At 62.0% G+C, this 23907-nt stretch carries 21 protein-coding genes; 12 read left to right on the top strand and 9 right to left on the bottom strand.

Going from position 1 to position 23907, the window contains the following annotated elements; genetic code table 11:
* Positions 1-57: 57 nt before the first annotated feature.
* Positions 58-1053 carry a helix-turn-helix domain-containing protein gene (locus AC1Q61_RS22775; RefSeq protein WP_042923018.1) on the bottom strand — a complete coding sequence of 332 codons (996 nt, stop codon included), beginning with the start codon at positions 1051-1053 and terminating at the stop codon, positions 58-60.
* Between the two features lie 213 nt (positions 1054-1266).
* Between AC1Q61_RS22775 and AC1Q61_RS22770 the strand changes: the two genes are divergently transcribed.
* Positions 1267-2196: a DMT family transporter gene (locus AC1Q61_RS22770; RefSeq protein WP_042923016.1), complete on the top strand. Its 930-nt coding sequence runs from the start codon at positions 1267-1269 to the stop codon at positions 2194-2196.
* Here the strand turns inward: AC1Q61_RS22770 and AC1Q61_RS22765 are convergent.
* Complete coding sequence (locus tag AC1Q61_RS22765; protein ID WP_193595251.1) at positions 2141-2716, bottom strand: 2'-5' RNA ligase family protein; 576 nt, start codon at positions 2714-2716, stop codon at positions 2141-2143. The genes AC1Q61_RS22770 and AC1Q61_RS22765 overlap by 56 nt on opposite strands.
* On the opposite strand from AC1Q61_RS22765, the gene AC1Q61_RS22760 reads away from it, so the two are divergent.
* The 4 genes from AC1Q61_RS22760 (at position 2682) to AC1Q61_RS22745 (ending at position 6572) form a co-directional block, all read left to right on the top strand.
* Positions 2682-3779 carry an isocitrate/isopropylmalate dehydrogenase family protein gene (locus tag AC1Q61_RS22760; protein WP_042923088.1) on the top strand — a complete coding sequence of 366 codons (1098 nt, stop codon included), beginning with the start codon at positions 2682-2684 and terminating at the stop codon, positions 3777-3779. The genes AC1Q61_RS22765 and AC1Q61_RS22760 overlap by 35 nt on opposite strands.
* 164 nt (positions 3780-3943) lie before the next feature.
* A complete protein-coding gene (locus AC1Q61_RS22755; protein ID WP_371683520.1) occupies positions 3944-4858 on the top strand; it encodes an ABC transporter substrate-binding protein in 915 nt (304 codons plus the stop codon).
* Positions 4858-5814 carry an amino acid ABC transporter permease gene (locus AC1Q61_RS22750; RefSeq protein ID WP_003944035.1) on the top strand — a complete coding sequence of 319 codons (957 nt, stop codon included), beginning with the start codon at positions 4858-4860 and terminating at the stop codon, positions 5812-5814. The genes AC1Q61_RS22755 and AC1Q61_RS22750 overlap by 1 nt, the downstream gene beginning before the upstream one ends.
* On the top strand, positions 5811-6572 hold the full coding sequence (locus AC1Q61_RS22745; RefSeq protein ID WP_003944053.1) for an amino acid ABC transporter ATP-binding protein: 762 nt from the start codon (positions 5811-5813) through the stop codon (positions 6570-6572). The genes AC1Q61_RS22750 and AC1Q61_RS22745 overlap by 4 nt, the downstream gene beginning before the upstream one ends.
* Before the next feature lie 3 nt (positions 6573-6575).
* On the opposite strand, the gene AC1Q61_RS22740 is transcribed toward AC1Q61_RS22745, so the two are convergent.
* Positions 6576-7421, bottom strand: a complete 846-nt coding sequence (locus tag AC1Q61_RS22740) for a class I SAM-dependent methyltransferase (RefSeq protein ID WP_007728737.1) — start codon at positions 7419-7421, stop codon at positions 6576-6578.
* Positions 7422-7758: 337 nt separating this feature from the next.
* On the opposite strand from AC1Q61_RS22740, the gene rpsA reads away from it, so the two are divergent.
* Entirely contained in the window at positions 7759-9246 is a 1488-nt protein-coding gene (gene rpsA, locus AC1Q61_RS22735) for a 30S ribosomal protein S1 (protein WP_003944095.1), read from the top strand.
* A 179-nt stretch (positions 9247-9425) separates the two neighbouring features.
* On the opposite strand, the gene AC1Q61_RS22730 is transcribed toward rpsA, so the two are convergent.
* Positions 9426-9641, bottom strand: coding sequence for a hypothetical protein (locus tag AC1Q61_RS22730; protein WP_003944056.1), 216 nt, complete (start codon positions 9639-9641; stop codon positions 9426-9428).
* A 159-nt stretch (positions 9642-9800) separates the two neighbouring features.
* On the opposite strand from AC1Q61_RS22730, the gene coaE reads away from it, so the two are divergent.
* Positions 9801-11015, top strand: a complete 1215-nt coding sequence (gene coaE / locus AC1Q61_RS22725) for a dephospho-CoA kinase (protein ID WP_047272286.1) — start codon at positions 9801-9803, stop codon at positions 11013-11015.
* A 4-nt stretch (positions 11016-11019) separates the two neighbouring features.
* Here coaE and AC1Q61_RS22720 read toward each other — a convergent pair whose 3' ends face one another.
* On the bottom strand, positions 11020-11538 hold the full coding sequence (locus tag AC1Q61_RS22720; RefSeq protein WP_003944071.1) for a ribonuclease FAU-1 family protein: 519 nt from the start codon (positions 11536-11538) through the stop codon (positions 11020-11022).
* A gap of 86 nt (positions 11539-11624) precedes the next feature.
* Between AC1Q61_RS22720 and uvrB the strand changes: the two genes are divergently transcribed.
* The 3 genes from uvrB to AC1Q61_RS22705 all read left to right on the top strand — a co-directional run bounded on the left by uvrB (position 11625) and on the right by AC1Q61_RS22705 (position 15349).
* Complete coding sequence (gene uvrB, locus AC1Q61_RS22715; RefSeq protein ID WP_007728743.1) at positions 11625-13787, top strand: excinuclease ABC subunit UvrB; 2163 nt, start codon at positions 11625-11627, stop codon at positions 13785-13787.
* 45 nt (positions 13788-13832) lie between these two features.
* Positions 13833-14708, top strand: a complete 876-nt coding sequence (locus tag AC1Q61_RS22710; protein WP_021344388.1) for an SCO6745 family protein — start codon at positions 13833-13835, stop codon at positions 14706-14708.
* Between the two features lie 188 nt (positions 14709-14896).
* Positions 14897-15349: a universal stress protein gene (locus tag AC1Q61_RS22705; RefSeq protein ID WP_003944055.1), complete on the top strand. Its 453-nt coding sequence runs from the start codon at positions 14897-14899 to the stop codon at positions 15347-15349.
* 1 nt (position 15350) lies between these two features.
* Here AC1Q61_RS22705 and AC1Q61_RS22700 read toward each other — a convergent pair whose 3' ends face one another.
* The 3 genes from AC1Q61_RS22700 to AC1Q61_RS22690 all read right to left on the bottom strand — a co-directional run bounded on the left by AC1Q61_RS22700 (position 15351) and on the right by AC1Q61_RS22690 (position 19243).
* Positions 15351-15812 carry a DUF732 domain-containing protein gene (locus AC1Q61_RS22700; RefSeq protein WP_042923009.1) on the bottom strand — a complete coding sequence of 154 codons (462 nt, stop codon included), beginning with the start codon at positions 15810-15812 and terminating at the stop codon, positions 15351-15353.
* 83 nt (positions 15813-15895) lie between these two features.
* Positions 15896-18178: a HelD family protein gene (locus AC1Q61_RS22695; RefSeq protein ID WP_050656522.1), complete on the bottom strand. Its 2283-nt coding sequence runs from the start codon at positions 18176-18178 to the stop codon at positions 15896-15898.
* A 132-nt stretch (positions 18179-18310) separates the two neighbouring features.
* Positions 18311-19243 (bottom strand): DoxX family protein, encoded by a 933-nt coding sequence (locus tag AC1Q61_RS22690; RefSeq protein ID WP_003944048.1) that lies wholly within the window; start codon positions 19241-19243, stop codon positions 18311-18313.
* Positions 19244-19488: 245 nt separating this feature from the next.
* On the opposite strand from AC1Q61_RS22690, the gene AC1Q61_RS22685 reads away from it, so the two are divergent.
* The gene (locus AC1Q61_RS22685; RefSeq protein ID WP_007736270.1) at positions 19489-20055 is read left to right on the top strand and encodes a DUF2716 domain-containing protein; all 567 of its coding nucleotides are present in this window, start codon (positions 19489-19491) and stop codon (positions 20053-20055) included.
* 28 nt (positions 20056-20083) lie between these two features.
* Here the strand turns inward: AC1Q61_RS22685 and AC1Q61_RS22680 are convergent, their stop codons facing one another.
* The gene (locus AC1Q61_RS22680) at positions 20084-20770 is read right to left on the bottom strand and encodes an MBL fold metallo-hydrolase (RefSeq protein WP_007736268.1); all 687 of its coding nucleotides are present in this window, start codon (positions 20768-20770) and stop codon (positions 20084-20086) included.
* A gap of 174 nt (positions 20771-20944) precedes the next feature.
* On the opposite strand from AC1Q61_RS22680, the gene uvrA reads away from it, so the two are divergent.
* Positions 20945-23905: an excinuclease ABC subunit UvrA gene (gene uvrA, locus AC1Q61_RS22675; RefSeq protein WP_193595835.1), complete on the top strand. Its 2961-nt coding sequence runs from the start codon at positions 20945-20947 to the stop codon at positions 23903-23905.
* Positions 23906-23907 lie beyond the last annotated feature (2 nt).

Below are 23907 nucleotides of genomic sequence, written 5' to 3'. Positions count from 1 at the left end.
TGCGGGCTGTTGGTGTGTGCAACGCCCCGGAACCGCTGATTCTTCCCTGAGCCGATTTCAGCTTGCGTCCTCGGTCGCCCGAAACGTCCGGCGGTAGGCCTGCGGCGTGGTGCAACGCAGACGAATGAAGTGCTGGCGAAGCACGGCACCGCCGCCGAATCCGACGCGTTCTGCGATGACGTCGACGGAGAGGTCGGAATTCTCGAGGAGGTGTTGGGCGGCCAGTACTCGCTGATCGCTGAGCCAGCGGGCGGGGGTTGTTCCCGTTTCCGCTTGGAAACGGCGCGCGAACGTGCGCGCGGACATGTTCGCGCGGGCTGCGACCATGCCCACAGTGAGGTCGAGGGCGAGGTTCTCCGTCATCCAGTCGAGGAGCGGGGCAAGGGTTGCACTCGGCGTCGAGGCGAGGGGAGTGGCAACGTACTGGGCTTGCCCACCGTCACGATGGGGCGGCACCACCATCCTTCTCGCGATGCCATTGGCAACGCGAGAACCCTGTTCTTTTCGGACGATGTGCAGGCACAGGTCGATTCCTGCCGCGGTGCCTGCGCTGGTGAACACCGGATCTTCGTCCACGTACAACACGTCCGGATCGACCTTGGCTTCCGGATACGTCTGGGCAAGCCTCTCTGCATGCCGCCAATGGGTCGTGCATCGCCTTCCGTCCAGTAGTCCAGCCGCCCCGAGGACGAACGCTCCGGTGCACAGACTCGCCACCTTGGCGCCCCGGGCTACGGCCTCGTTGAGTTTGACCAACAGGGGATCGACACTCGAGTCGGGACTCGGTGAGCACATGTACGCGTCGCCGGCGTCGTAGGTTCCGCCGGCGGACACGACGATGAGATCGGCGTCGTCGAGAGAATCGAGGTTGTACGGAACATCGATGTTGTACCCGAACCGCGTTCGGATCGGACCCGGAACTGCGGCGATCAGAGAGAAGTCGTACGTGGGGAGGCCGTCGTCGGATCGGTCGAAGCCGAAGACTTCACATGCCACGCCGAGTTCGAAAGCCTCGGTCATCGGCATCAGTGGGACCACCACTTTCGCGAGCATCTTTCGAGTGTGACAGAAAAACAGGAAAGTGGCAGAAAATCGTCCAAGTCTGGCTTTTCTGCCACTACTGCCACGTGGGACATTCCGTCAGGCTGGACACATGGCAATCATCGTCGTCAGCGTCTTGGTCCTACTGGTCCTGAACGTACTAGCTCTTGCCGGCCGAACGCCCGACACTCGTCACGACGTCAGTCCGCACGGAGACTTCACCCTTTGAGGGCAAGTCTGGCCTTTCAATACACCGCAGCTGCGGTGGTGTGGGGAGCCAGTTTCCTCTTCATGAAGATCGGGCTCGAAGGTCTGTCCTTCACGCAGGTAGTTCTGTGGCGCTTGGTCTTCGGTGCGCTCGCGCTGGTTCTCGTGTCAGCGGTCAGCCGGATCGGCCTACCGAGGGACTTTCGCGTCTGGAAACACATGGCTTTTCTCGCAGCGACACAATGCATCGTGCCGTGGCTGCTGTTCAGTTGGGCCGAGCAAAACATGTCCTCGGGACTCGCGAGCATCTACAACGCCACCACGCCACTGATGACTATGGCTGTCTCCCTTGCCTTTCTGCCGGGGGAGACGCTGACGCGATACAAATCGCTGGGGTTGCTTCTCGGATTCGGTGGGGTGCTGATCGTATTGGCGCCGTGGAATCTCGGCGTCGGCGGAAGTGTCAGTTCTCAGGCCGCTTGCCTGGGAGCGACTGCCTCGTACGGGATTTCGTTTGTCTACCTCAGACGTTTCGTGCTTCCTCTCGGCGTCGACACCCGCACGGTCGCGTTATTGCAGATCAGTATCGGTGCATTCGTGATGGTTCTGGCCTCACCGGTCATCGCGAATACACCGATGCACCTGACGCCGGCAGTTGTCCTGTCGATGATCGCTCTGGGCGCACTGGGGACCGGGCTCGCATTCATCTGGAACACCAATGTCGTTCAGGGGTGGGGGCCGACTGCGGCGTCCACCGTCACTTACCTCAGTCCAGTGGTGGGCGTCGCTCTCGGCGCAATAGTCTTGAACGAAAGCGTTGGCTGGAATCAGCCGGTTGGTGCACTCGCGGTGATCGCGGGAATCCTGGTGACCCGACGTGCAACCCGATCTGTCACAGCGGCGGCGTCAGTAACCACTCCGTCTTCTGTTCGCCGTCCCAGCGCCTGATCGCGCCGCTGCGCCCGTGAATCACGTCGTTACCGACCAGGGCAATGGCTTCACCCAGACGTGCAGGTTCGACGCGTCGGGCGAGCGTCACATGAGGAGTCCACCCGCCGGGCTCGACGTGGGCGGGAAGCGCCGTCGAACCAACGGTTGCCTCGGCTATTTCTCGGTGCAGGTGAAGGAGTGCGCGCGAAGGAATGACCGAGCGCGCCAAGACCATCTGCTTGCCGCCGAACACGATGTAGCCACCGAGTCGGACCTCGAAGTCCGGGGCCGAGAAGCGCCGCTTCAACAGTCCGTCGACCTCCGCGGGGATCTCACGGGCGACGAACAGTGTGATGTGCGGACGGTTGGACGGGCTGTGATGAGAGGCCTGACTTGGTAAACCGGCGTCGGCGAGAAGCTGCCACTGTGCTCGGACTGCCGACTCACTCACTGGATCGAGGAGCAATTCCACCGACTGGACCATGGTGAGCAATGATTGCCTGATGACAGGTGCGAGCGCAATCGGTACTTCGGCCATGCGGCTGGGACTCATGCACGGCGACGGAATCGGCCACGAAATCGTCCCGGCGACACGGCAGATCGTGGATGCGGCGTTGTCAGCGGTTCATGCTCCGCCCGTCGAGTGGGTCGAGCTTCCGCTCGGGAACACGGCCATCGACAGCCACGGCACACCGATTCCCGACGAGACCATCGATTCGTTGGGGCAGCTGCAGGGTTGGATTCTCGGACCCCACGACAGTGCGTCCTATCCGGAGAGGTTTCGCGGACAACTCACACCCGGCGGCGTCATCCGGAAGAAGTTCGAGCTGTTCGCGAACATTCGGCCGGCAGCGGCGTTCCCCGGTGTCAAGGCAATGGTCCCCGACATGGATCTGGTGATCGTCCGCGAGAACACCGAGGGGTTGTACGCGGATCGGAACATGGCAGTCGGCAGCGGCGAGTTCATGCCGACGCCCGACATCGCGCTGGCCGTCGGTGTGTTCACCCGCGCTGCGTGTGAACGGATCGCACGCACTGCCTTCGCGTTGGCGTCGCGACGGCGCAATCACGTCACGATCGTCCACAAAGCCAACGTCCTCACACTGACCACCGGCCTGTTCCGTGACGCCTGCCGAACAGTCGCTGCGGAGTACCCACACGTAGTCGTCGACGACGAGCACGTCGACGCGATGGCGGCGCACCTGGTTCGACGCGGCGGCGACTTCGATGTCGTGGTGACCGAAAACATGTTCGGCGACATCTTGTCGGATCTGGCGGGCGAGCTGTCCGGTTCACTCGGAACCGCGCCGTCGATCAACGCTTCCGAGACGCAGGTCATGGCTCAGGCTGCGCATGGTGCCGCACCCGACATCGCCGGGAAGAATCGGGCGAACCCGACGGCACTGTTCCTCTCGAGTGCAATGATGCTCGACTGGCTCGGTGATGCGCGTGGCGATCGGTGGTTGTCTGCGGCAGCACGCCGGATTTCAGATGCCGTTCGCACGACCATCGCGTCGGGCATCGCGACCGCCGACCTCGGCGGTTTGGCATCGACCAGCGAATTTTCCGAAGTCGTGTACGCACACTCTCTGCGTCGCTGATTCTTGTACGACAGGCCGGAATCTTGCGAAGTCGGCGACGGTGGAACTCCTGCCGTAACCTACCGTTCGACTGAATTTCGGATGGACGTTGCAAGTGCGGCGATCGACGAGTGGAGAGCAGAGTCGTGGTCGATGAAAACGCACGGGCACCAAGGCCACGTGGCGTGAGTTATGGCTCGAGCAGTGGCGGGCGTATCCGCGCCAACGTGGTGCGAGTCTTGTTGGTGGGCTTGATCGTCGCACTGTGCGGCGGGTGTGTGACCAACAACGAGGGCCTCGTTCCGGAGGGGCCGCCACTTGACATCCAGAAGGTGCCCGAGATCGCCGCCCTGTTGCCCCCGAACGTCAGGGAGTCGGGCAAGCTGCAGGTCGGGGTCAACATTCCTTACGCACCAAACGAATTCAAAGATGAGAATGGCAAAATTGTCGGCTTCGACGTCGACATCATGAACGCAGTGGCGACTGTGCTCGGGGTCGAAGCTGTCTATAACCAGGCCGACTTCGACAAGATCATCCCCGCTATCCAGTCGGGAAGCTACGACCTCGGCATGTCTTCGTTCACCGACTCCAAGGAGCGGGAGAAGTCGGTCGACTTCGTCACGTACTACAGCGCAGGTATCCAGTGGGCTCAGCGGCCGGACAATCCCGTGGACCCGAACAATGCGTGTGGGTTGCGAGTGGCGGTACAGACCACAACTACCGAGGACATCGACGAAGTACCCGCCAAGAGCGAGGCATGCGTTGCTGCGGGCAAGCCGCCCATCGAGAAGATCAAGTACGACAGTCAGGACGACGCGGCCAACGCACTCATCCTGGGTCGAGTCGACGCGTTGTCCGCTGATTCACCGGTGACCGGCTACGCGATCAAACGGAGTAAGGGGCGGATGGAAGCTGCGGGTCAGCCCTTTGATTCCGCGCCGTACGGCTGGCCGATCGTGAAGGGTTCCGCCCTCGGTCCCGCCCTGCAGCAGGCAATGCAGTACCTGATCGACAACGGTGTCTATCAACAGATCGCGCAGACCTGGAGTGTCGAGGCCGGCGTCATCGAAGTATCCAAGATCAACGGCGCGGAAAGCTGATGAACATGACAACAACTGAGACTGGCGATCCGGCGCCGATCAAGGCGATCCCACTGCGCAGACCGGGCCGATGGGTCGCAGCAGTCGTGGTGGTGGTCCTGGTAGGGCTCTTTATCTACGGTTCGGCGACCAATGAACAGTTCGGCTGGGCGACTTACCGCCAGTACCTCTTCGACGCTCGAATTTCGAAGGCCGCCTGGGTCACCATTCAATTGACAATTCTGTCGATGGCAGCCGCGATCGTTCTGGGCATCGTCCTCGCGGTAATGCGGCTGTCGCCGAACCCGGTGCTGAAGTCCGCTGCCTGGGTGTATTTGTGGGTCTTCCGCGGCACGCCCGTTTACGTCCAGCTCGTCTTCTGGGGTCTCTTCCCCTCCATATACAAGAGCATCGATCTCGGCGTTCCGTTCGTCCATCAGTTCGTGCATTTCGACATGCAGGATCTCCAGGCGGCGTTTCTCTTCGCAGTCATCGGACTCGCATTGAACGAGGCGGCGTACATGGCCGAAATCGTCCGTGCAGGTATCGCCTCGGTCAACGAAGGTCAGACCGAAGCGTCAGTGGCTTTGGGAATGACGTGGGGCCAGACGATGCGGCGAACGGTCCTTCCCCAGGCGATGCGGGTGATCATCCCACCGACCGGCAACGAATTGATCAGCTTGCTCAAGACGACTTCGCTGGTGACCGCAGTGCCGTTGAGTACCGAACTCTACGGACGAGCGAGAGACATATCCGGTGCAAATTTCGAGCCGATCCCACTCTTGATGGTCGCGGTTACGTGGTACCTCGCAATGACCAGTGTTCTCATGGTCGGCCAGTACTACGTCGAACGCCACTATTCGAAAGGGTCGACGAGGACGCTCACCACTCGCCAGCTTCAGGCACTCGCCGACGCACAGGGCAAAGAAACGGTAGTGGAGACACTCCCGGATATTCCAGGAGGAGAACGCAGATGACACCGATGGTCAAGGCAGACCGGGTCTGTAAGAACTTCGGCGCGCTCGAGGTTCTCAAAGGGGTCTCACTCGAAATCGATCCCGGCCAAGTTCTGTGCCTCGTCGGGCCGTCCGGGTCGGGCAAGTCGACGTTCTTGCGCTGCATCAATCACCTCGAGCAGGTCAACGCCGGCCGACTGTACGTCGACGGCGACCTGGTGGGCTACTCGGAGAAGAACGGAAAACTGTACGAACTTCACCCGCGAGCAGCGGCCAAACAGCGCCGCGACATCGGGATGGTGTTTCAGCACTTCAATCTGTTCCCGCACCGCACCGCTCTCGAGAACATCATCGAAGCGCCGACGCAGGTGAAGCGCGTCAGTAAGAAGAAGGCTGTCGAACGAGCGAAGGACCTCCTCGATCAGGTCGGGTTGAGCGCCAAAGCCAACGCCTACCCGGCCCAGTTGTCGGGTGGTCAGCAGCAAAGAGTTGCCATCGCCCGCGCTCTCGCGATGGACCCGAAGCTCATGCTGTTCGACGAGCCGACGTCCGCGCTCGACCCCGAACTGGTCGGTGAGGTTCTCACCGTGATGAAGCAGTTGGCCAAAGAAGGTATGACGATGGTGGTCGTCACCCACGAGATGGGATTCGCCCGCGAGGTCGCCGACCAGTTGGTGTTCATGGACGGGGGAGTTGTGGTCGAGGCAGGCGAGCCGCGGGAACTCCTGGCCAATCCTCAGCACGACCGGACCAAGGCTTTCCTGTCGAAGCTGCTGTAGCCGTCAGGGTTTGACGGCGCTGAAAATTGCAGTGCCCGGAAAGAGTTGGCCGCGCAGGGGACTCCACTGTCCCCATTCGCGGTCCAACCACTCCGGCCATTCGGGCTCGATGATGTCGCGCACCTGAAGTCCGGCGGCGACGATCTCACGAACCCGGTCGCCGATGGTGCGGTGATGCTCGACGTAGGTGGGGACTCCGTTGTCATCGACCTCGACATACGGGGTGCGGTCGAAGTAGGGGAGGGTCGCGGTCAAGCCCTTCGGCCCGGGATCGTCGGGGAAGATCCATCGAATCGGATGGTTGACGGCAAAGACCCACGATCCGCCGGGACGCAGAACCCGGGCGACTTCGTTCATCACTCGCTGCGAATCGGCAACGAACGGGACGGCGCCGAACGCGGAACAGACGATGTCGAAACTCTCGTCGGCAAACGGCAGGAGTTCCGCACTTGCCTGAATCAACGGGACTGCCGGTCCGCCGGCATTCATCGCGTCCTGCCCGCGGGCGAGCATCCCCATCGAGATGTCGAGACCGACGGCCCGAGCACCATGTCCGGCGAGCCATCGGGCACACGGTGCCGAGCCGCAACCCACTTCCAATATGTCTTTGTCGACTATGTCGCCGAGCAAGTGGTGATCGCCCTCGTGCAGCCCTTCGGGGCACCAGACGAATTCACCTTCCGCGCTGTTCACGCCCAGAAACTCGCCGTGGGTTCGGTGGTAATCGTCGGCGTCGGCGTCCCACCACGCACGGCTGGCGCGGTCGCTGGCACTCGAATCGACACGGACTCGGCCGACGCCGCTGGTACCGAGAATGGAATTGGCAGCGGCATGGCGCTCGTCAGACATGAACAACACAGTAGAACGGGTGATGCGGGCGCAGGGTACCCGGGTTTGCCCGGCAAGATAGCCGACGCGTAGTCTTACTCACGCGAGTGTCTGTCATCCGACCGATTGTCTATACGAGATCTTTACCAAGGTCTCGGAATCAGTCGGACCGAGGGAGCTCGCGGTGCGCTTCCGCGGTGTGGAATGTGATCCGGTATTCGGTTGTTCGTTATTGATGCAGCTGGGTACTTCGATCTAGTACTTCACAAAGTACTTCCAACATTTGTACGCCACAGTTGCGCATCTCGTCCGACAAAATCCATCAACCGACCACAACTCGTCCGGAGCAATTCAACATATGCCCTCCACAACCGTCACCTCGCCGCAGGTTGCCATTAACGACATTGGCTCCGCCGAGGACTTCCTCGCCGCCATCGATGCCACGATCAAGTACTTCAACGATGGCGACATCGTCGAAGGAACCATCGTCAAGGTCGACCGCGACGAGGTTCTGCTCGACATCGGTTACAAGACCGAAGGCGTCATCCCTTCTCGTGAGCTCTCCATCAAGCACGACGTCGACCCCAATGAGGTCGTCTCCGTGGGAGATGCGGTCGAGGCTCTCGTCCTCACCAAGGAGGACAAAGAAGGTCGACTGATCCTGTCGAAGAAGCGCGCTCAGTACGAGCGTGCCTGGGGCACCATCGAGGAGCTCAAGGAGAAGGACGAGGCCGTCAAGGGCACCGTCATCGAGGTCGTCAAGGGCGGCCTCATCCTTGACATCGGTCTTCGTGGCTTCCTCCCCGCTTCGCTCGTCGAAATGCGTCGCGTCCGCGACCTCCAGCCGTACGTCGGCAAGGAGATCGAGGCCAAGATCATCGAGCTCGACAAGAACCGCAACAACGTGGTCCTGTCGCGCCGCGCATGGCTCGAGCAGACTCAGTCCGAGGTTCGCAGCGAATTCCTGCACCAGCTCCAGAAGGGCCAGGTCCGCAAGGGCGTCGTGTCCTCCATCGTCAACTTCGGTGCATTCGTGGACCTGGGCGGCGTAGACGGTCTGGTTCACGTTTCCGAGCTGTCTTGGAAGCACATCGATCACCCGTCCGAGGTTGTCGAGGTCGGCACCGAGGTCACCGTCGAGGTTCTCGACGTCGACCTGGACCGCGAGCGCGTCTCCCTGTCGCTCAAGGCAACGCAGGAAGATCCGTGGCGTCAGTTCGCCCGCACGCACGCCATCGGCCAGATCGTGCCCGGCAAGGTCACGAAGCTGGTTCCGTTCGGTGCATTCGTGCGCGTCGAAGAGGGAATCGAAGGCCTCGTTCACATCTCGGAGCTCGCTGAGCGCCACGTCGAGGTTCCGGACCAGGTTGTCGGCGTCGGCGACGATGCACTCGTCAAGGTCATCGACATCGACCTCGAGCGTCGTCGTATCTCGCTGTCGCTGAAGCAGGCCAACGAGGATTACAACGCCGAGTTCGATCCGTCCAAGTACGGCATGGCCGACTCGTACGACGAGCAGGGCAACTACATCTTCCCCGAGGGCTTCGATCCCGAGACCAACGAATGGCTCGAGGGCTTCGACAAGCAGCGTGAAGAGTGGGAGAACCGCTACGCCGAGGCTGAGCGTCGCCACAAGATGCACACCGCTCAGATGGAGAAGACCGCTGCAGACGAGGCCGCTGAGGCTGCCACCGCTGCTGCCGGCTACTCCTCGGAGACGGCTGCTGCAGACGACGCCGAGGCTCCGGCTGCTGCCGGCTCCGCTCCGGCCGAGTCCGCTGGCGGATCGCTTGCCAGCGATGCACAGCTCGCCGCACTTCGCGAGAAGCTGTCGGGCAACGCATAAGGATTACCGCTTGATCTGATCAGGCGAGATCTGTGAAGAACCCCGCCCCTGCACGTGCAGGGGCGGGGTTCTTCTCTCTGCCAGGTGTCACTTGCGAGCGAAGAATCAATTCAGTGGGTGAACACAAAAATGACCGGCACCGAAGGGTTGCCGGTCATTTTGTACTTTGTGAAGAGAACTCAGTTTGCGGGAGCAGGCACCCAGTAGGTGGCGGTCGCTTCGGCTGTGCGCTTACGCATCGACGCGAAGCTGTGTCGGCCTTGGCTCACGAGCATCGTGAACCACGTACGACGGTGCTCTGCCAGGGCAAAAGCAACTTCGGGAAACTCTATGCAGTGCACGCCGTTCGGCATTCCGAGGCGGTGCTGACCGTGATGGTCGCGATCTGCTCGCATGGCGTCCACTTTCTCGAGAAGGTGCAGGTACAGGTGCGTTCGCTAGAACATAACCGCACGGTCACCGAAATTGTGGTATTTGAGCCTCGAACGCCCCGGCGTGTTCGATCAGTAGGCGTGTCTGAATCTCTCGGGCGCGGAGATGAGAGACTGTCGAGTGTGTTGAGAGTTGGCCTCACTGGAGGCATCGGAGCCGGTAAGTCGACAGTGTCGAAAATCCTCAGCGAACTGGGAGCCGTCATCGTCGACGCCGACCTGATCGCCCGAGAAGTGGTCGAGCCCGGTACTCCGGGACTTGCCGCTCTGGTCGATGCATTCGGCGACGGGATTCTGTCCGAGGACGGCAGCCTCAACCGACCCGCGCTGGCGTCGTTGGCGTTTGCCGACGACACGTCACGCGGAACTCTCAACGGCATCCTCCACCCACTGATCGGTGCGCGGACGATGGAGCAGATTTCGTCTGCGCCGTCGGATGCAGTGCTCGTTCAAGATATTCCGCTGTTGGTCGAGGGTTCGATGGCGCCGGCATTCAATCTGGTCGTCATCGTTTACGTCGACGAGGAGGAACGAGTTCGGCGCTTGGTGGGCTCGCGCGGCATGCCTGAATCCGACGCTCGTGCGCGCATCGCAGCGCAGGCAAATGACGATCAGCGTCGTGCTGTTGCCGACGTGTGGCTCGACAACAGCGGAGAGCCGGGTTCACTCGACGACGTGGTCCGCGACTTGTGGGCGAATCGACTTGTTCCCTTCGAGAAGAACCTCCGCGAGGGCACGGTAGTGCGCGCACTGCCCGAGCTGACTCCAGCCGACCCGTCGTGGCCGGCGCAGGCCGAACGAATCATCGGCCGGTTGTCGTTGGCGTCCGGTGACCGTGCGCGCCGTATCGATCACATCGGATCGACCGCAGTGCCTGGTCTCGATGCCAAGGACGTGATCGACATTCAGATCACTGTCGAGCACCTCGGCGTTGCCGACGACCTCGCGGAAGATCTGGCCGCTGCCGGGTTCCCCCGGATCGAGCACATCGTCGCCGACGACCCGAAACCGTCGTACCTCGGTGGCGAGACCGATCCGGCAGTGTGGGCGAAGCGGATCCACGGGAGTGCCGATCCAGGGCGCCGCGCGAACATTCACATTCGGGTGGACGGTTGGCCAGGTCAGCAGTTCGCGATCCTGTTCCGCGACTGGCTTCGCGCCGACGCAGCGGCGCGTGCCGAATATGCCGAACTCAAGGTCAAGGCAGCCGAGAGTGCCGCCGGCATCGACGACTACGCCGCTGCGATCGATGCCTACCTGGGAGTCAAGACGCCGTGGTTCGACGCCGCTTTCCACCGGGCATGGGAGTGGGCCGAGAAATCAGGCTGGTCCCTCTAACCACTCAGCGCCACGTGACCGGCATGCCCACCGAGGTGAGCCAGGCGTCGAGATCGTGACCGTGGGCGGCGATGCCCTCGATAGCGCGGGCCGCGTTCAGCATCGCACGCTCTGACGTCTTCGGGTCGAGAATCCCGGCGGTGTTCGCCTCGAGCAATTCGTCGACGTCGAGCAATTCGACGCTGCGTCCGGTCTGCACGATCAGGTCGAGGTAGTGGTCCTCGGACGTCCAGACCTGGTCGCCGCGGATGAAGTCGCCGATGTCGACATAGAAATCCCAGTCTCGGATGTGTTCCGGGGTGAAGTGCAGGATCGACGCCCGAATTCCGAGTTCGGGAATGATCCAGGACTCCAGGTAGTGAAACCGGGGATGGTCGGCGTGGCGCGCCATGTACAGCCCCCACGGTTCTTCGCGGTAGTGCTCGACCGGGCGAACGAAGCCCTTGGGATCGACGTTGGTGCGAGCTGCGATGTCGAAGGTTTCGACCTTCGGCCGGTGAATGTGGGGACGTTCCTCGCTCATGGTCGAAGAACCTACCGCCGAACTGCATTTTCGGCTGAACGCGGACGAGCGGGCATTGTGTCGGTAGGTGCGCTTACCCTGGTTTCATGGCGTTTGCTTCCGAACATCCCGTGGTCGCGCATTCCGAGTTTCGGCCGGTTGGTGACATCGAGCGCTCAGACGCGCGCTTCGAGGTCGTCAGCCCGTACGAACCGGCAGGCGATCAGCCGGCAGCTATCGCCGAGCTGGAGAAACGGATCAACGAGGGGGAGAAGGACGTAGTCCTCCTCGGTGCGACCGGTACCGGCAAGTCGGCCACGACTGCGTGGTTGATCGAGAAGCTGCAGCGCCCGGCTCTGGTGATGGCTCCGAACAAGACTTTGGCGGCTCAGCTCGCGAACGAGCTTCGGGAAATGCTACCCAACAACGCGGTCGAGTACTTCGTCTCGTACTACGACTACTACCAACCCGAGGCGTACATCGCCCAGACGGACACCTACATCGAGAAGGATTCGTCCGTCAACGACGATGTCGAGCGGCTGCGCCACTCGGCGACGTCCAGCCTTCTGTCACGACGGGACGTGGTCGTGGTGGCATCGGTGTCGTGCATCTACGGCCTCGGTACACCGCAGTCGTACCTCGATCGCTCGATTCAGCTGGACGTCGGTGTGGAGGTGCCGCGGGATGCGTTCCTGCGTCTGCTCGTCGACGTTCAGTACAACCGCAACGACATGGCGTTCACGCGAGGTTCGTTCCGCGTGCGCGGCGACACGGTCGAGATCATTCCGTCGTACGAAGAGCTGGCGGTCCGCATCGAATTCTTCGGTGACGAGATCGAGGCACTGTACTACCTCCATCCACTGACTGGTGACATCGTTCGCCAGGTCGACACGGTTCGTATCTTCCCGGCGACGCACTACGTCGCCGGCCCTGAACGCATGGAGCGTGCCGCCAAGGACATCGAGGCGGAACTCGAAGAGCGACTCGCCGAGCTCGAAGGCAAGGGCAAGCTCCTCGAGGCTCAGCGTCTGCGCATGCGTACGCAGTACGACCTCGAGATGATCAAACAGGTCGGATTCTGCTCCGGCATCGAGAACTACTCGCGCCACATCGACGGCCGTGGCCCTGGAACTGCCCCCGCAACCTTGATCGACTACTTCCCGGAAGATTTCCTTCTGGTCATCGACGAGTCGCACGTGACGGTTCCTCAGATCGGCGCCATGTACGAGGGCGATATGTCGCGCAAGCGAAACCTGGTCGAGTTCGGATTCCGGCTACCGTCGGCAACAGACAACCGCCCTCTGACTTGGGAAGAATTCAGTCAGCGGATCGGTCAGACCGTCTACTTGTCGGCGACACCAGGTAAGTACGAGTTGGGTCAGTCCGGCGGTGAGTTCGTCGAGCAGGTGATCCGCCCGACCGGATTGATCGATCCCGAGGTCATCGTCAAACCCACCAAGGGACAGATCGACGATCTCGTTCACGAAATCCGCGAGCGAGCGGAACGTGACGAGCGTGTGCTGGTCACGACGTTGACCAAGAAGATGTCGGAAGATCTGACCGATTACCTGCTCGAACTCGGTATTCGCGTCCGCTACCTGCACTCGGATATCGATACGCTCCGGCGAGTCGAGTTGCTCCGTCAGCTCCGCCTGGGGGAGTACGACGTGCTGGTCGGCATCAACCTCCTGCGTGAGGGACTCGACCTTCCCGAGGTGTCGCTGGTCGCGATTCTCGATGCCGACAAAGAAGGTTTCCTACGTAGCTCCACCAGCCTCATTCAGACGATCGGCCGAGCGGCTCGAAATGTATCCGGTCAAGTGCACATGTATGCGGACAAGATCACCGCTTCCATGGCGCAGGCCATCGAGGAAACCGAGCGACGACGCGAGAAGCAGGTCGCCTACAACGAGAAGATGGGCGTCGACCCACAACCTCTACGCAAGAAGATCGCGGACATTCTCGATCAGGTGTACGAGGAGGCAGAGGACACTGCGGCGTCCGTGGACGTCGGTGGTTCGGGTCGCAATGCGACGCGTGGTCGGCGTGCGCAGGGTGAGGCCGGTCGTGCGGTCAGTGCGGGTGTGTACGAGGGGCGCGACACCAAATCGATGCCTCGGGCCGAATTGGCAGATCTGGTCAAGGAACTCACCGATCAGATGATGAACGCTGCACGTGACCTTCAGTTCGAGTTGGCTGGGCGATTGCGAGACGAAATCTCGGATTTGAAGAAGGAGCTTCGAGGAATGGACGCCGCGGGTCTCAAGTAGGTCGCCTCGCGTGCGTTCGTGCTTTCGACCGCTACGGTTTCAGGTATGGATGCACAGACTGCAGGCAAGACCGCGCGGACTCTCGAACTTCTCCATTCCTTGGCGTACTTCGTCCCGGAGACGGAGAAGGAACTTGTCGGCGTCGGGTTGGAGCCTGGCCGAATGGTGTACTTTGCCGGGCGATCAGCTCCGCTCGGCGCTCCACCCGCGACTGTCGTCACGGCCACCTTCTTCAACTTCAATCCTGAATTGATCGCCAGTGTCATCCCACGTGCCTGGGAATTGGCAAGGCCCACAGAGGTTGTCGCCGCGCGGTATCGGGCAATCGACGCGGCGTACGTCCGCCTGTTCGGTGCAGACGTGACAGGATCGGCGGACATGGCCGAGGCCGCCGAACTCGTGTCGATCGCTGCCCAGAACATTCCTGGAGTGGACGGCCGCCCTCTGTACGCGGGTTGGGCGTCGCTCGACTGGCCGGCCGAGCCGCACCTGCGTTTCTGGCACGCGCTGACACTGCTGCGTGAGTATCGCGGTGACGGCCACATTGCGGCCCTTCAGACCGCGGGATTGAACGGCCTGGACGCGTTGATCACGCACACCGCGACGGGAATCGGGTTTCAGCGCAAATTCGCGCAGACTCGTCGCGGATGGTCGCAGGAACAGTGGGACGAGGCCGTCGAGAGTTTGAAGGACCGCGAACTGCTGCATCGTTCGTCCGGTGCGCTGACCGAGGACGGGCAGGACTTGCGTGACGTCGTCGAAGACCTGACGGACGACCTCGCTTTGGCTCCGTGGGATGCGCTGGGTGAGGAGGGTGCCAAGCGGTTGCTGGAATTGGCGACGCCGTGGCGTACCGCCCTGGTCGAGCAGGAAGTATTTCCGGCGGCGCTGTTCGGGCCCCGCTTCGGCAAACTTCGCTGAGTGGTCACCACCGAACAAATGTGTCTGTGACGAAGAATCACATTCACTGTGGGCTTGTGGCGTGTACTGCAAATAACACTATCCGCGGCACAATCCCGCTAATGTCAGCGCAGCGGTTGTCGAGCGGGCGCAACAGCGTTGCGCCCGGTGCCGGCCGTACCGTCCGTCCCGTAACCATGGAGGAATGAATGAGTGCCTACCGGACCGTTGTCGTAGGAACCGATGGCTCCGAGTCGTCACTGAAGGCAGTCGACAGAGCTGCCGCCATTGCCAGTGGCTCGGACGCTCAGCTCGTCATCGCGTGTGCGTACTACCCGGCTGATCCCAAGGACGTGAGCGCTGCCGCTGATGCGTTGGGTAACGAGGCCTACCAGGTCACCGGTTCCGCTCCGACCTACGAGATCCTTCGCACCGCTCGTGAGCGCGCACATGCCCAGGGGGCAAAGGATGTTGTCGAGCGCGCCGTCGTCGGCGCTCCCGTCGAATCGCTTCTCGCTTTGCTCGACGAGGTGAAGGGCGACTTGCTGGTCGTCGGAAATCGCGGATTGAACACGTTGACCGGGCGTCTACTCGGATCGGTGCCTTCCGATGCCGCTCGCAAGGCGACGTCCGATGTCCTGATCGTGCACACCGTTCGCTGAACTACCGGCAGTAGTCGGCCTCGGCCGCATCGACGAACACCTCAGCCAGCTGATCGGCGCTGGGGGGTGTTGTCGATGCGGCCGAGCCGTTTCCGGAGGTGACCATTGGTTCGCTTGCTCCGTTCAGCGATACCGCCCGCAGATTCGCGATGATCATCGCTCGATCCGTTCCGGCCGCGAGCTGCTGGCAGACGCCGTCACCGAGCGCCTGCAACATGTCGTCGGAAAAGGTGGGCGTGACCCCGGTAGACGCAAGCGCCGCCCGCAGCCTTTCTGCCTCGTCTACCGGTGTTTCGGTCGGTGCGGCAGCAACAGCAGCGATGTCGTCGCTGCCTGCAGCAGCCGTCGAACTCGAATCATCCTCTGAGCAACCGGCTGTCACCGCCGCAAGCATCCCGACGCCGATCACCACGCGAGCGATCTTGCGGATGGGTGCGGCGGAACTTGCGGGCAGGCCAAGCACGAGGGGTCATTCCTTCAGTCGTCGACACAAATTGGAGTGACACCACCATTCGTGGTGTCACGCACGAACCTACTCCGTGATGCTCACGAATCGAAGGCCAACTCTGCTGCTTCGACGCCGTCGAGAACCGAGGGGAGCGACTCGACGTGAATGATGCCGAGCCTCTGGGTAGCGCGGGTCAATGCGACGTAGAGGTCGTTCATTCCGCGTGGTGACTCGTCGAGAATGTCGGCAGGTTCGACGATCAACACTGTGTCGAACTCGAGTCCCTTGACGTCCTTGACGGACAGGACGCTTACGGTGTCACTCGCAATGCCCGCCAGATCGGCAACGACCTCGGAACCGGCGATCACTGCGGTGATACCGGGATGCGACTCGGACTCGATGCAACGGCGCACGGTCGATTCCAATTCTTCGGCCGTGGTCTTGAGCGCCCACGGCGCGAATCCGCTGTCGCGTACCGACCGGGGCACGGATTGCTCCGGGTCGATCTCTTCGAGTACACGGTGCGCGACATCCATGATCTCCGAAGGAGTTCGGTAGTTGACGGTCAGTTCGGTGAGCTTCCAGCGCTTGGCGACGTAAGGCTCGAGAATCTTCTGCCAGGACGAGGTTCCCGCCGGATCCCCGGTCTGGGCTGTATCGCCGACCAACGTCATCCAGCGATTCGGTATGCGCCGCATCAGCATTCGCCACGCCATTTCGGAGAGCTCTTGGGCTTCGTCGACGATCACGTGACCGTAGGTCCACGTCCGGTCGCCGGCAGCGCGTTCCGCCGTGGTCTGGCGCTGGCCCTGATCGTGGCGTTGGGCGAGTTGGCTGGCGTCGATCAAGTCGTACGCCATCAAGATCTCGGGATCCATCTCGTCTTCGAGATCCTGTGGTGCAGACCCGGTGAGGATGTCGAGGGCGCCCTGGGCGTCGGCGATCTGCGCGCGCCATTCACGTTGTGCGCGTTCGCGTTCGGCGGCGTCGTCGACGCCGAGAATCTCGGCCAGTTCGTCGAGCAGGGGAGCATCGGCCGCACTGAAACCCGGTCCGACGCTCTGCAGAAGCTCGTCGCGTTGGGCGTCGTCGAGTTGCGGTGCTGCCTTGGCCAACCGCGCCGGCGACGTCCACAGTTCCGCGAGGATTTGCTGCGGCGACAATTCGGGCCACAGCTTCGCGATGGCGGACATGATGTCCGGGTCCTCACGCATCTCGTCGCGAATGTCGGCGATGTCGTCCCGACTGAGGAGTGACCCACCGTCGACGAGGTTTCCGCCGATGAGTTCGGCCATCTGCAGTGCCAACGCCTCGATGACTGCTGCCACGAAGATCGGGCGCGCCAGGTTGTGTGGGCGACGCGACGACCGAGCACGCCCGCGCGCCTTCGTGACAGTCTTGCGATCCAGTTTCAAGTCGTACGTGTCGAATCGAAGGGTTATCGGCTTCGACGGAACTTCCTGCCGATCCCGGACGGCGTTCTTGAGTACGTCGAGGATCGCGAGGGAACCCTTGATCTCACCGGCGGCGAGGGAATCCGTACGAGTCGCACGCACTCCGGGGTACAGGTCCCCGATCGTCGAGAGTAGAACTCCGGTCTCACCGAGTGAAGGAAGGACCTGGCTGATGTAGTCGAGGAACGTCGCGTTCGGCCCGATGATGAGAACACCGGCCTTGGCCAGTTGCTGGCGGTAGGTGTAGAGCAAGAAGGCGGCACGGTGAAGGGCGACTGCGGTTTTGCCGGTACCCGGACCGCCCTGGACCACCAGAACGCTTTTGTGCTCGGAGCGGATGATGGCATCTTGCTCACTCTGAATGGTCTCGACGATGTCGTTCATCTGACCCGTACGCGCTGCGTTCAGAGCGTCCAGGAGAGCGCTCTCACCGGCGACGCCGCCGGCTTCGGTCACCACGCCCGCGGCGCGGGCTGCGTCGAGGTCCAGATATTCGTCGTTGATGCCGGTGACGGTGCGGCTCCGACTGCGAATATGGCGTCGCCGCTTCACGCCCTCAGGTGCCGCGGGCGTCGCCAGATAGAACGGGCGTGCCATCGGAGCTCGCCAGTCGAGCAGTAGCGTTTCGTAGTCGTTGTCGGTGTCCAGAATTCCGAGTCGGCCGACGTAGCGTCGCTCGTCGTCGAAGTCGATGCGTCCGAAACACATTCCGTTCTCGGCTGCGTCGTACTTGGCGAGATCCTCGGTGTACATGGCGTTGAAGGATTCGCGTTCACTGCGTGCTTGCGGGGTTCCGCCGGTCTCGAGGAGGACCGTGCTCAAGCGAGTTTGGGCATACTTTCGAAGATCGTCGAGACGGGAGTACAACATCGTCACGTACTGCTGCTCGAGCTCTTGCTCGTTCAGTGACGGGTCCGCGTCGGGCAAAGGATCTCCTAGGCTTGATGAGAAATTCACGCGCTGCAAAAGCGCCAAGACAGTCTAGTTCCCCCAGATGAACTGCCGCATAGATACAGGTCAGGCCACCCGAAGGTGGCCTGACCGTGTCTTTCAGTGCACTCAGTGCGTCAATTCGTCCTTCTTGGCGCGAGCCTTTTCGAGCGCCTTCTCTGCGCGCTTGCGGGCACGCTTACCCAGCACCTCGGTTTGCTCCGACGCCGTTTCGGCCCACTCGTTGCTCTTTTCGAGCGCGAGTTCGGCGAACTCGGAGCTGCGCTTGCTCGCCAGCTCTGCCAGTTCGGCGCTGCGCTCACGTGCGGTCTCGGCCAGTTCGGAGCCGCGCTTCTGCGCGACTTCGAGGATGTCCGGGCCGCGTTCTTTGGCGACCTCTCCGAATTCCGCGGCACGCTTGCTCGCGATCTCCGCGAACTCGGAGCTGCGCTCCTTCGCAAGTTCGAGCCAATCCGTGCCGTGCGCCTTCGCGGTTTCGGCAAGTTCGGAACCGCGTTCGGACGCCACCGACAGAGCATGCTCGACGCGATCGCTCGTGTGATCGGTCTGCGATGCGACCAACGGAAGTGCCGCGGCGATAGACGCCTGGGCTTTCTTCGCGGCGCGACGGCCGCGCCAGCCGAGCGACGGCTTGCCCTCGGTGTCGACGGAGGCGATCATCAGTCCGCCGAGCAAGCTGACGTTCTTGATGAAGTTGGTGCGCTGCATCGCTCGCAGTGACGGATCGGTTTCGTTCCAGAAGTCGTGACCGGCAAGCGTGGTCGGTACCAGGCTCCCCGCGAGCACCAACGACGCGAGCCGCGGCGCCTTGCCGGTGGCCAGCAGGGCACCGCCGCCGATCTGGACGGCGGCGTTGATCTTGACGAGTGTTTCCGGATCAGCAGGCACCTTCTGCGTCACTGCTCCTGGCAGCGTCTCGACGGATTTGTCGATCAGCGGTGACGCTTTGGCTGCTCGCTGAGCAGGGTTGCGCAAAGCATCGATTCCCCCGGCGATGAAGATCGTGGAAAGCAGTGGACGAGCAATTCGACGTACCAGCATGTTTCAAGCCTCCCGATGTAGGTTCGTTTTCCACCCTAGCGATCTCACAAGGAATTGGTCCGGTTCGGCGATCCCGGCACGCCTGACCCGGTCGACGGATTCCTGGTCGCCGAAGCGCGCTGTACTGCGACGATGACTTCTCCACTGATCCGGACGCACCGTTCTGAAGTATCCGTTACCGCGTATCCGCATACGGCGTGTTCGAAGGTGTCACAGTATGCTCACCGTTCGAGCACGATGGTGTTGTGACCACCAAGATGACTCAGAATTTCGGCTCGACCCTTCCCACCGGCTGGGGACAGCTGTCGGACGAGGAGAACGAGAGAAACTGGGCGGTCTTTCGTGACCGCTTTGGGTTCACGCCCGGAATCGACGCACGATCTCGGCCCGCTATCGCCGAGCCCATCCCGTCCGTGGTCTTCGATTTGGGTGCGGCGCCAGCTGCGACTCCAGGGGCGTGGGCCGCTCGCGTGGATGCGATCAACGCCGAAGCGTTGCGCTGTTTTGTCACCGATTGGAACGACGATCCCAACTTCGTCGTTCTGGATTGGCAGCATCCGGGCTACACCTTCGACGCGGAGGCACACGCTGCTGCGAAGGAGCTTGCGGAGTGGCGTGTCCCGGTCTATCCGAACGGTGACTACTACATATTCAGTCGGGACGACTTCACGGAAGGGACCTTCGGCCATCCGTGGGAACGCACGCTGTGTGTGTTCGGGGAACGGATGGTCGAAGGACTCGGCCGGACTCTGTCGACCTGGCTTCCGCGACTTCGCGTCAACGGTGAACAGGTCGACAGCCAAGTCGGTTAGCGGGGTCCAGTACGGAACAGGTGAAACGTCACCAACCGCGTTCGCGCCACTCCGCCAGGTGCGGGCGCTCGGCGCCGAGCGTCGTGTCCTTGCCATGCCCGGGGTAGACGACGGTCGCGTCGTCGTACCTTCCGAACAGCTTGTTTTCCACGTCGTCGAGCAGAGAAGTGAACTTCTCGGGGTCAGCGGTCTTGCCTACTCCGCCGGGGAAGAGTGAGTCGCCGGTGAAGAGGTGAACCTGTCCGCTCGGTTCGGTGAGAGCCAGCGCGATGGAGCCGGGCGTGTGGCCGGACAGGTGAATGACATCGAGGCTCAAGTTGCCAACGGTCACCTTGTCGCCGTCTTCGAGGAGCACGTCCGGGGTGACGGGAAGGACCTCTGCGTCGAGGGGGTGAGCGGCGGTCGGCACCTTGGTGGCAGCGTGGACGTCCTGCAAAGCCAACCAGTGATCGCCGTGTTGATGGGTGGTGACGATGGAATCGAAAACAGGTGCTTCCTGTGCGATAAGCGCGATGATCTTCTCGGCTTCGTTGGCCGCATCGATCAGGAGAGATTTCCCGGTCGTGGAACAGACGACGAGGTAAGTGTTGTTGTCCATGGGGCCGACCGACATCTTCGTGATGACGGCGCCTTCGACTGTGCGCCGCTGAGGGGCAGAATCGGGGGAGACCTGACCGGTGTAGGAGTCGTCGATCACGATGGGCTGATTCGTCATGAAACGCAGGCTACCTTCGAATAGGGGCAGGTAGAGCGATGGGCTCGCCTGGTGAGAAAAACGTGTCGGTGGCTCGGCCTACGATGACGATCGCTCGAGGACTCGCGTTTGCGAGGCCACTCGAGACTTCTCCGGGGGGACGGCCCCGGACGATTGACAATGAAGGGAATTGGTGTGGCGGATCGCCTGATCGTGCGGGGTGCGCGTGAGCACAATCTGCGAGGAGTCGATCTCGACCTCCCGCGAGACAGCCTGATCGTCTTCACCGGGTTGTCCGGCTCCGGCAAGTCCAGCCTCGCGTTCGACACGATCTTCGCCGAAGGTCAGCGCCGCTACGTCGAGTCGCTCTCGGCATACGCGCGTCAGTTCCTCGGTCAGATGGACAAGCCGGATGTGGACTTCATCGAGGGATTGTCTCCTGCGGTGTCGATCGACCAGAAGTCGACCAACCGCAACCCCCGTTCGACGGTGGGCACCATTACCGAGGTCTACGACTACCTCCGACTTCTCTATGCCCGCGCAGGTTCGGCGCACTGCCCGGTGTGTGGTGAGAAGATCGCACGTCAGACGCCCCAGCAGATCGTCGACCAGGTGCTCGAGATGGAGGAGGGCATCAAGTTCCAGGTCCTCGCACCAGTGGTCCGTACTCGTAAGGGCGAGTTCGTCGATCTCTTCGATCAGCTCAACACCCAGGGCTACTCGCGAGTGCGCGTCGACGGTGTCGTCCATTCGCTGGCCGATCCGCCGAAGCTCAAGAAGCAGGAAAAGCACGACATCGAAGTAGTGGTCGACCGATTGCAGGTCAAGGCGAGTTCGAAGCAGCGCCTGACCGACTCGGTCGAGACCGCACTTCGCTTGGCTGAAGGCATCGTGGTCCTCGACTTCGTCGACCGTGAAGAAAATGCACCTGATCGTGAGCGTCGTTTCTCCGAGAAGTTGGCCTGCCCGAATGGCCACGCACTCGCGATCGACGATCTCGAACCGCGCTCGTTCTCCTTCAACTCGCCCTACGGCGCCTGCCCGGAATGCACCGGCCTCGGTATCCGCAAGGAGGTCGACCCGGATCTGGTGGTTCCCGATCCCGACCTGAGTCTCGAAGACGGAGCAATCGCGCCGTGGTCGATGGGCCAGAGTTCGGAGTACTTCGGACGTTTGCTGTCCGGCCTCGGCGACATTCTCGGATTCGACATGAAGACGCCGTGGAACAAGTTGCCGGCGAAGGCCCGTAAAGCAATCCTCGAAGGCAGCGAGGAGCAGGTTCACGTCCGGTACAAGAACCGGTACGGCCGTACCCGTTCTTACTACGCGGAGTTCGAAGGTGTGATGCCGTTCCTGCATCGCCGGCTCGAGCAGACCGAATCGGATCAGATGAAGGAACGGTACGACGGGTACATGCGCGACACCCCGTGCCCGGCGTGTGGTGGTGCTCGCCTGCGCCCGGAAATCCTGTCGGTAACTATCGCGGCTGGGGACTTCGGCAGTAAGTCCATCGCCGAGGTCTGTGAACTGTCGATCTCCGATTGCGCGGACTTCTTGAACAGCCTCACTCTCGGCTCGCGCGAAGAGGCGATTGCGGGTCAGGTCCTCAAGGAAGTTCAGGCACGACTCGGGTTCCTGCTCGACGTCGGCTTGGAATACCTTTCCCTCTCGCGTGCCGCTGGCACGTTGTCCGGTGGCGAGGCCCAGCGAATCCGCTTGGCAACGCAGATCGGTTCCGGACTCGTCGGCGTGCTGTATGTACTCGACGAGCCGTCCATCGGCCTGCATCAGCGTGACAATCGACGACTGATCGAAACCCTGACGCGCTTGCGCGACCTCGGCAACACGCTGATCGTCGTCGAGCACGACGAAGACACGATCCGCACGTCCGACTGGGTAGTCGACATCGGACCGTACGCCGGCGAGCACGGCGGCAAGGTCGTCCACAGCGGGCCATACGAAGAACTGCTGACGTGTGAAGAATCTCTGACCGGCGCCTACCTGTCAGGTCGTAGCTTCATCGAGGTTCCGGCCATTCGTCGACCGGTGGACCGCAAACGCCAGGTCACGGTCGTCGGAGCTCGCGAGCACAATCTCGACGGCATCGACGTGAGTTTCCCGCTGGGTGTTCTCACCGCTGTCACCGGTGTCTCCGGTTCGGGCAAGTCGACGTTGGTCAACGACATTCTCGCGACCGTCATGGCGAACAAGCTCAACGGTGCACGCCAGGTACCTGGGCGTCACACACGAATCAACGGTCTCGATCAGCTGGACAAGCTCGTGCAGGTCGATCAGTCTCCGATCGGCCGGACTCCACGATCGAACGCGGCGACGTACACCGGCGTGTTCGACAAGATCCGAACCCTGTTCGCGGCCACCACGGAAGCGAAAGTCCGCGGTTACCAGCCCGGCCGATTCTCGTTCAACGTCAAGGGCGGACGCTGCGAGGCGTGCTCCGGCGACGGAACGCTGAAGATCGAGATGAACTTCCTGCCGGATGTGTACGTGCCCTGCGAGGTGTGCCACGGCGCCCGGTACAACCGCGAAACGCTCGAGGTCCACTACAAGGGCAAGTCGATCGCCGAGGTACTCGACATGCCTATCGAGGAAGCAGCCGAGTTCTTCCAGCCGGTCACCTCAATTCACCGGTACCTCAAGACGCTGGTCGACGTCGGCCTGGGCTATGTCCGACTGGGTCAGCCGGCTCCGACTCTGTCCGGTGGTGAAGCGCAGCGCGTCAAGCTCGCCGCCGAATTGCAGAAGCGGTCCACCGGTCGCACGGTGTACATCCTCGACGAGCCCACCACGGGTCTGCATTTCGAGGACATCCGAAAGCTCCTGATCGTGATCAACGGTCTGGTGGACAAGGGCAACAGCGTGATCGTGATCGAGCACAATCTCGACGTGATCAAGACGTCGGACTGGGTCGTCGACATGGGGCCCGAGGGTGGATCCGGCGGCGGAACCGTTGTGGCGCAAGGTACTCCGGAGGACGTTGCCGCGGTCCCCGAGAGCTACACGGGCAAGTTCCTCAGTGAGGTTCTCACCGCACAGCACGCGCCGGTCAAGGCCAAGCCGATCACCAAGAAGCGTGCGACGAAGGCAGTTGCCGCAAAGAAGGCGGCGACACGGAAGAAAGCTGCTTCCGTGAGCTAGTA

It is taken from the genome of Rhodococcus sp. MPR-R1B (assembly GCF_058793255.1).
Note: the sequence above shows the minus strand (reverse complement) of the source record. Positions and strands in the feature narration are given on the sequence as shown.

Coding starts and splice junctions, on each gene's coding strand:
- AC1Q61_RS22740 (WP_007728737.1), bottom strand. CDS start 7,421: ATGTCTGACGAGCGCCATGCCGCTGCCAATTCCATTCTCGGTACCAGC.
- AC1Q61_RS22720 (WP_003944071.1), bottom strand. CDS start 11,538: ATGAGCGAGGAACGTCCCCACATTCACCGGCCGAAGGTCGAAACCTTC.
- rpsA (WP_003944095.1), top strand. CDS start 7,759: ATGCCCTCCACAACCGTCACCTCGCCGCAGGTTGCCATTAACGACATT.
- AC1Q61_RS22710 (WP_021344388.1), top strand. CDS start 13,833: ATGGATGCACAGACTGCAGGCAAGACCGCGCGGACTCTCGAACTTCTC.
- AC1Q61_RS22745 (WP_003944053.1), top strand. CDS start 5,811: ATGACACCGATGGTCAAGGCAGACCGGGTCTGTAAGAACTTCGGCGCG.
- AC1Q61_RS22775 (WP_042923018.1), bottom strand. CDS start 1,053: ATGCTCGCGAAAGTGGTGGTCCCACTGATGCCGATGACCGAGGCTTTC.
- AC1Q61_RS22705 (WP_003944055.1), top strand. CDS start 14,897: ATGAGTGCCTACCGGACCGTTGTCGTAGGAACCGATGGCTCCGAGTCG.
- AC1Q61_RS22730 (WP_003944056.1), bottom strand. CDS start 9,641: ATGCGAGCAGATCGCGACCATCACGGTCAGCACCGCCTCGGAATGCCG.
- AC1Q61_RS22760 (WP_042923088.1), top strand. CDS start 2,682: ATGACAGGTGCGAGCGCAATCGGTACTTCGGCCATGCGGCTGGGACTC.
- AC1Q61_RS22680 (WP_007736268.1), bottom strand. CDS start 20,770: ATGACGAATCAGCCCATCGTGATCGACGACTCCTACACCGGTCAGGTC.
- uvrB (WP_007728743.1), top strand. CDS start 11,625: ATGGCGTTTGCTTCCGAACATCCCGTGGTCGCGCATTCCGAGTTTCGG.
- AC1Q61_RS22765 (WP_193595251.1), bottom strand. CDS start 2,716: ATGGCCGAAGTACCGATTGCGCTCGCACCTGTCATCAGGCAATCATTG.
- AC1Q61_RS22690 (WP_003944048.1), bottom strand. CDS start 19,243: ATGCTGGTACGTCGAATTGCTCGTCCACTGCTTTCCACGATCTTCATC.
- AC1Q61_RS22750 (WP_003944035.1), top strand. CDS start 4,858: ATGAACATGACAACAACTGAGACTGGCGATCCGGCGCCGATCAAGGCG.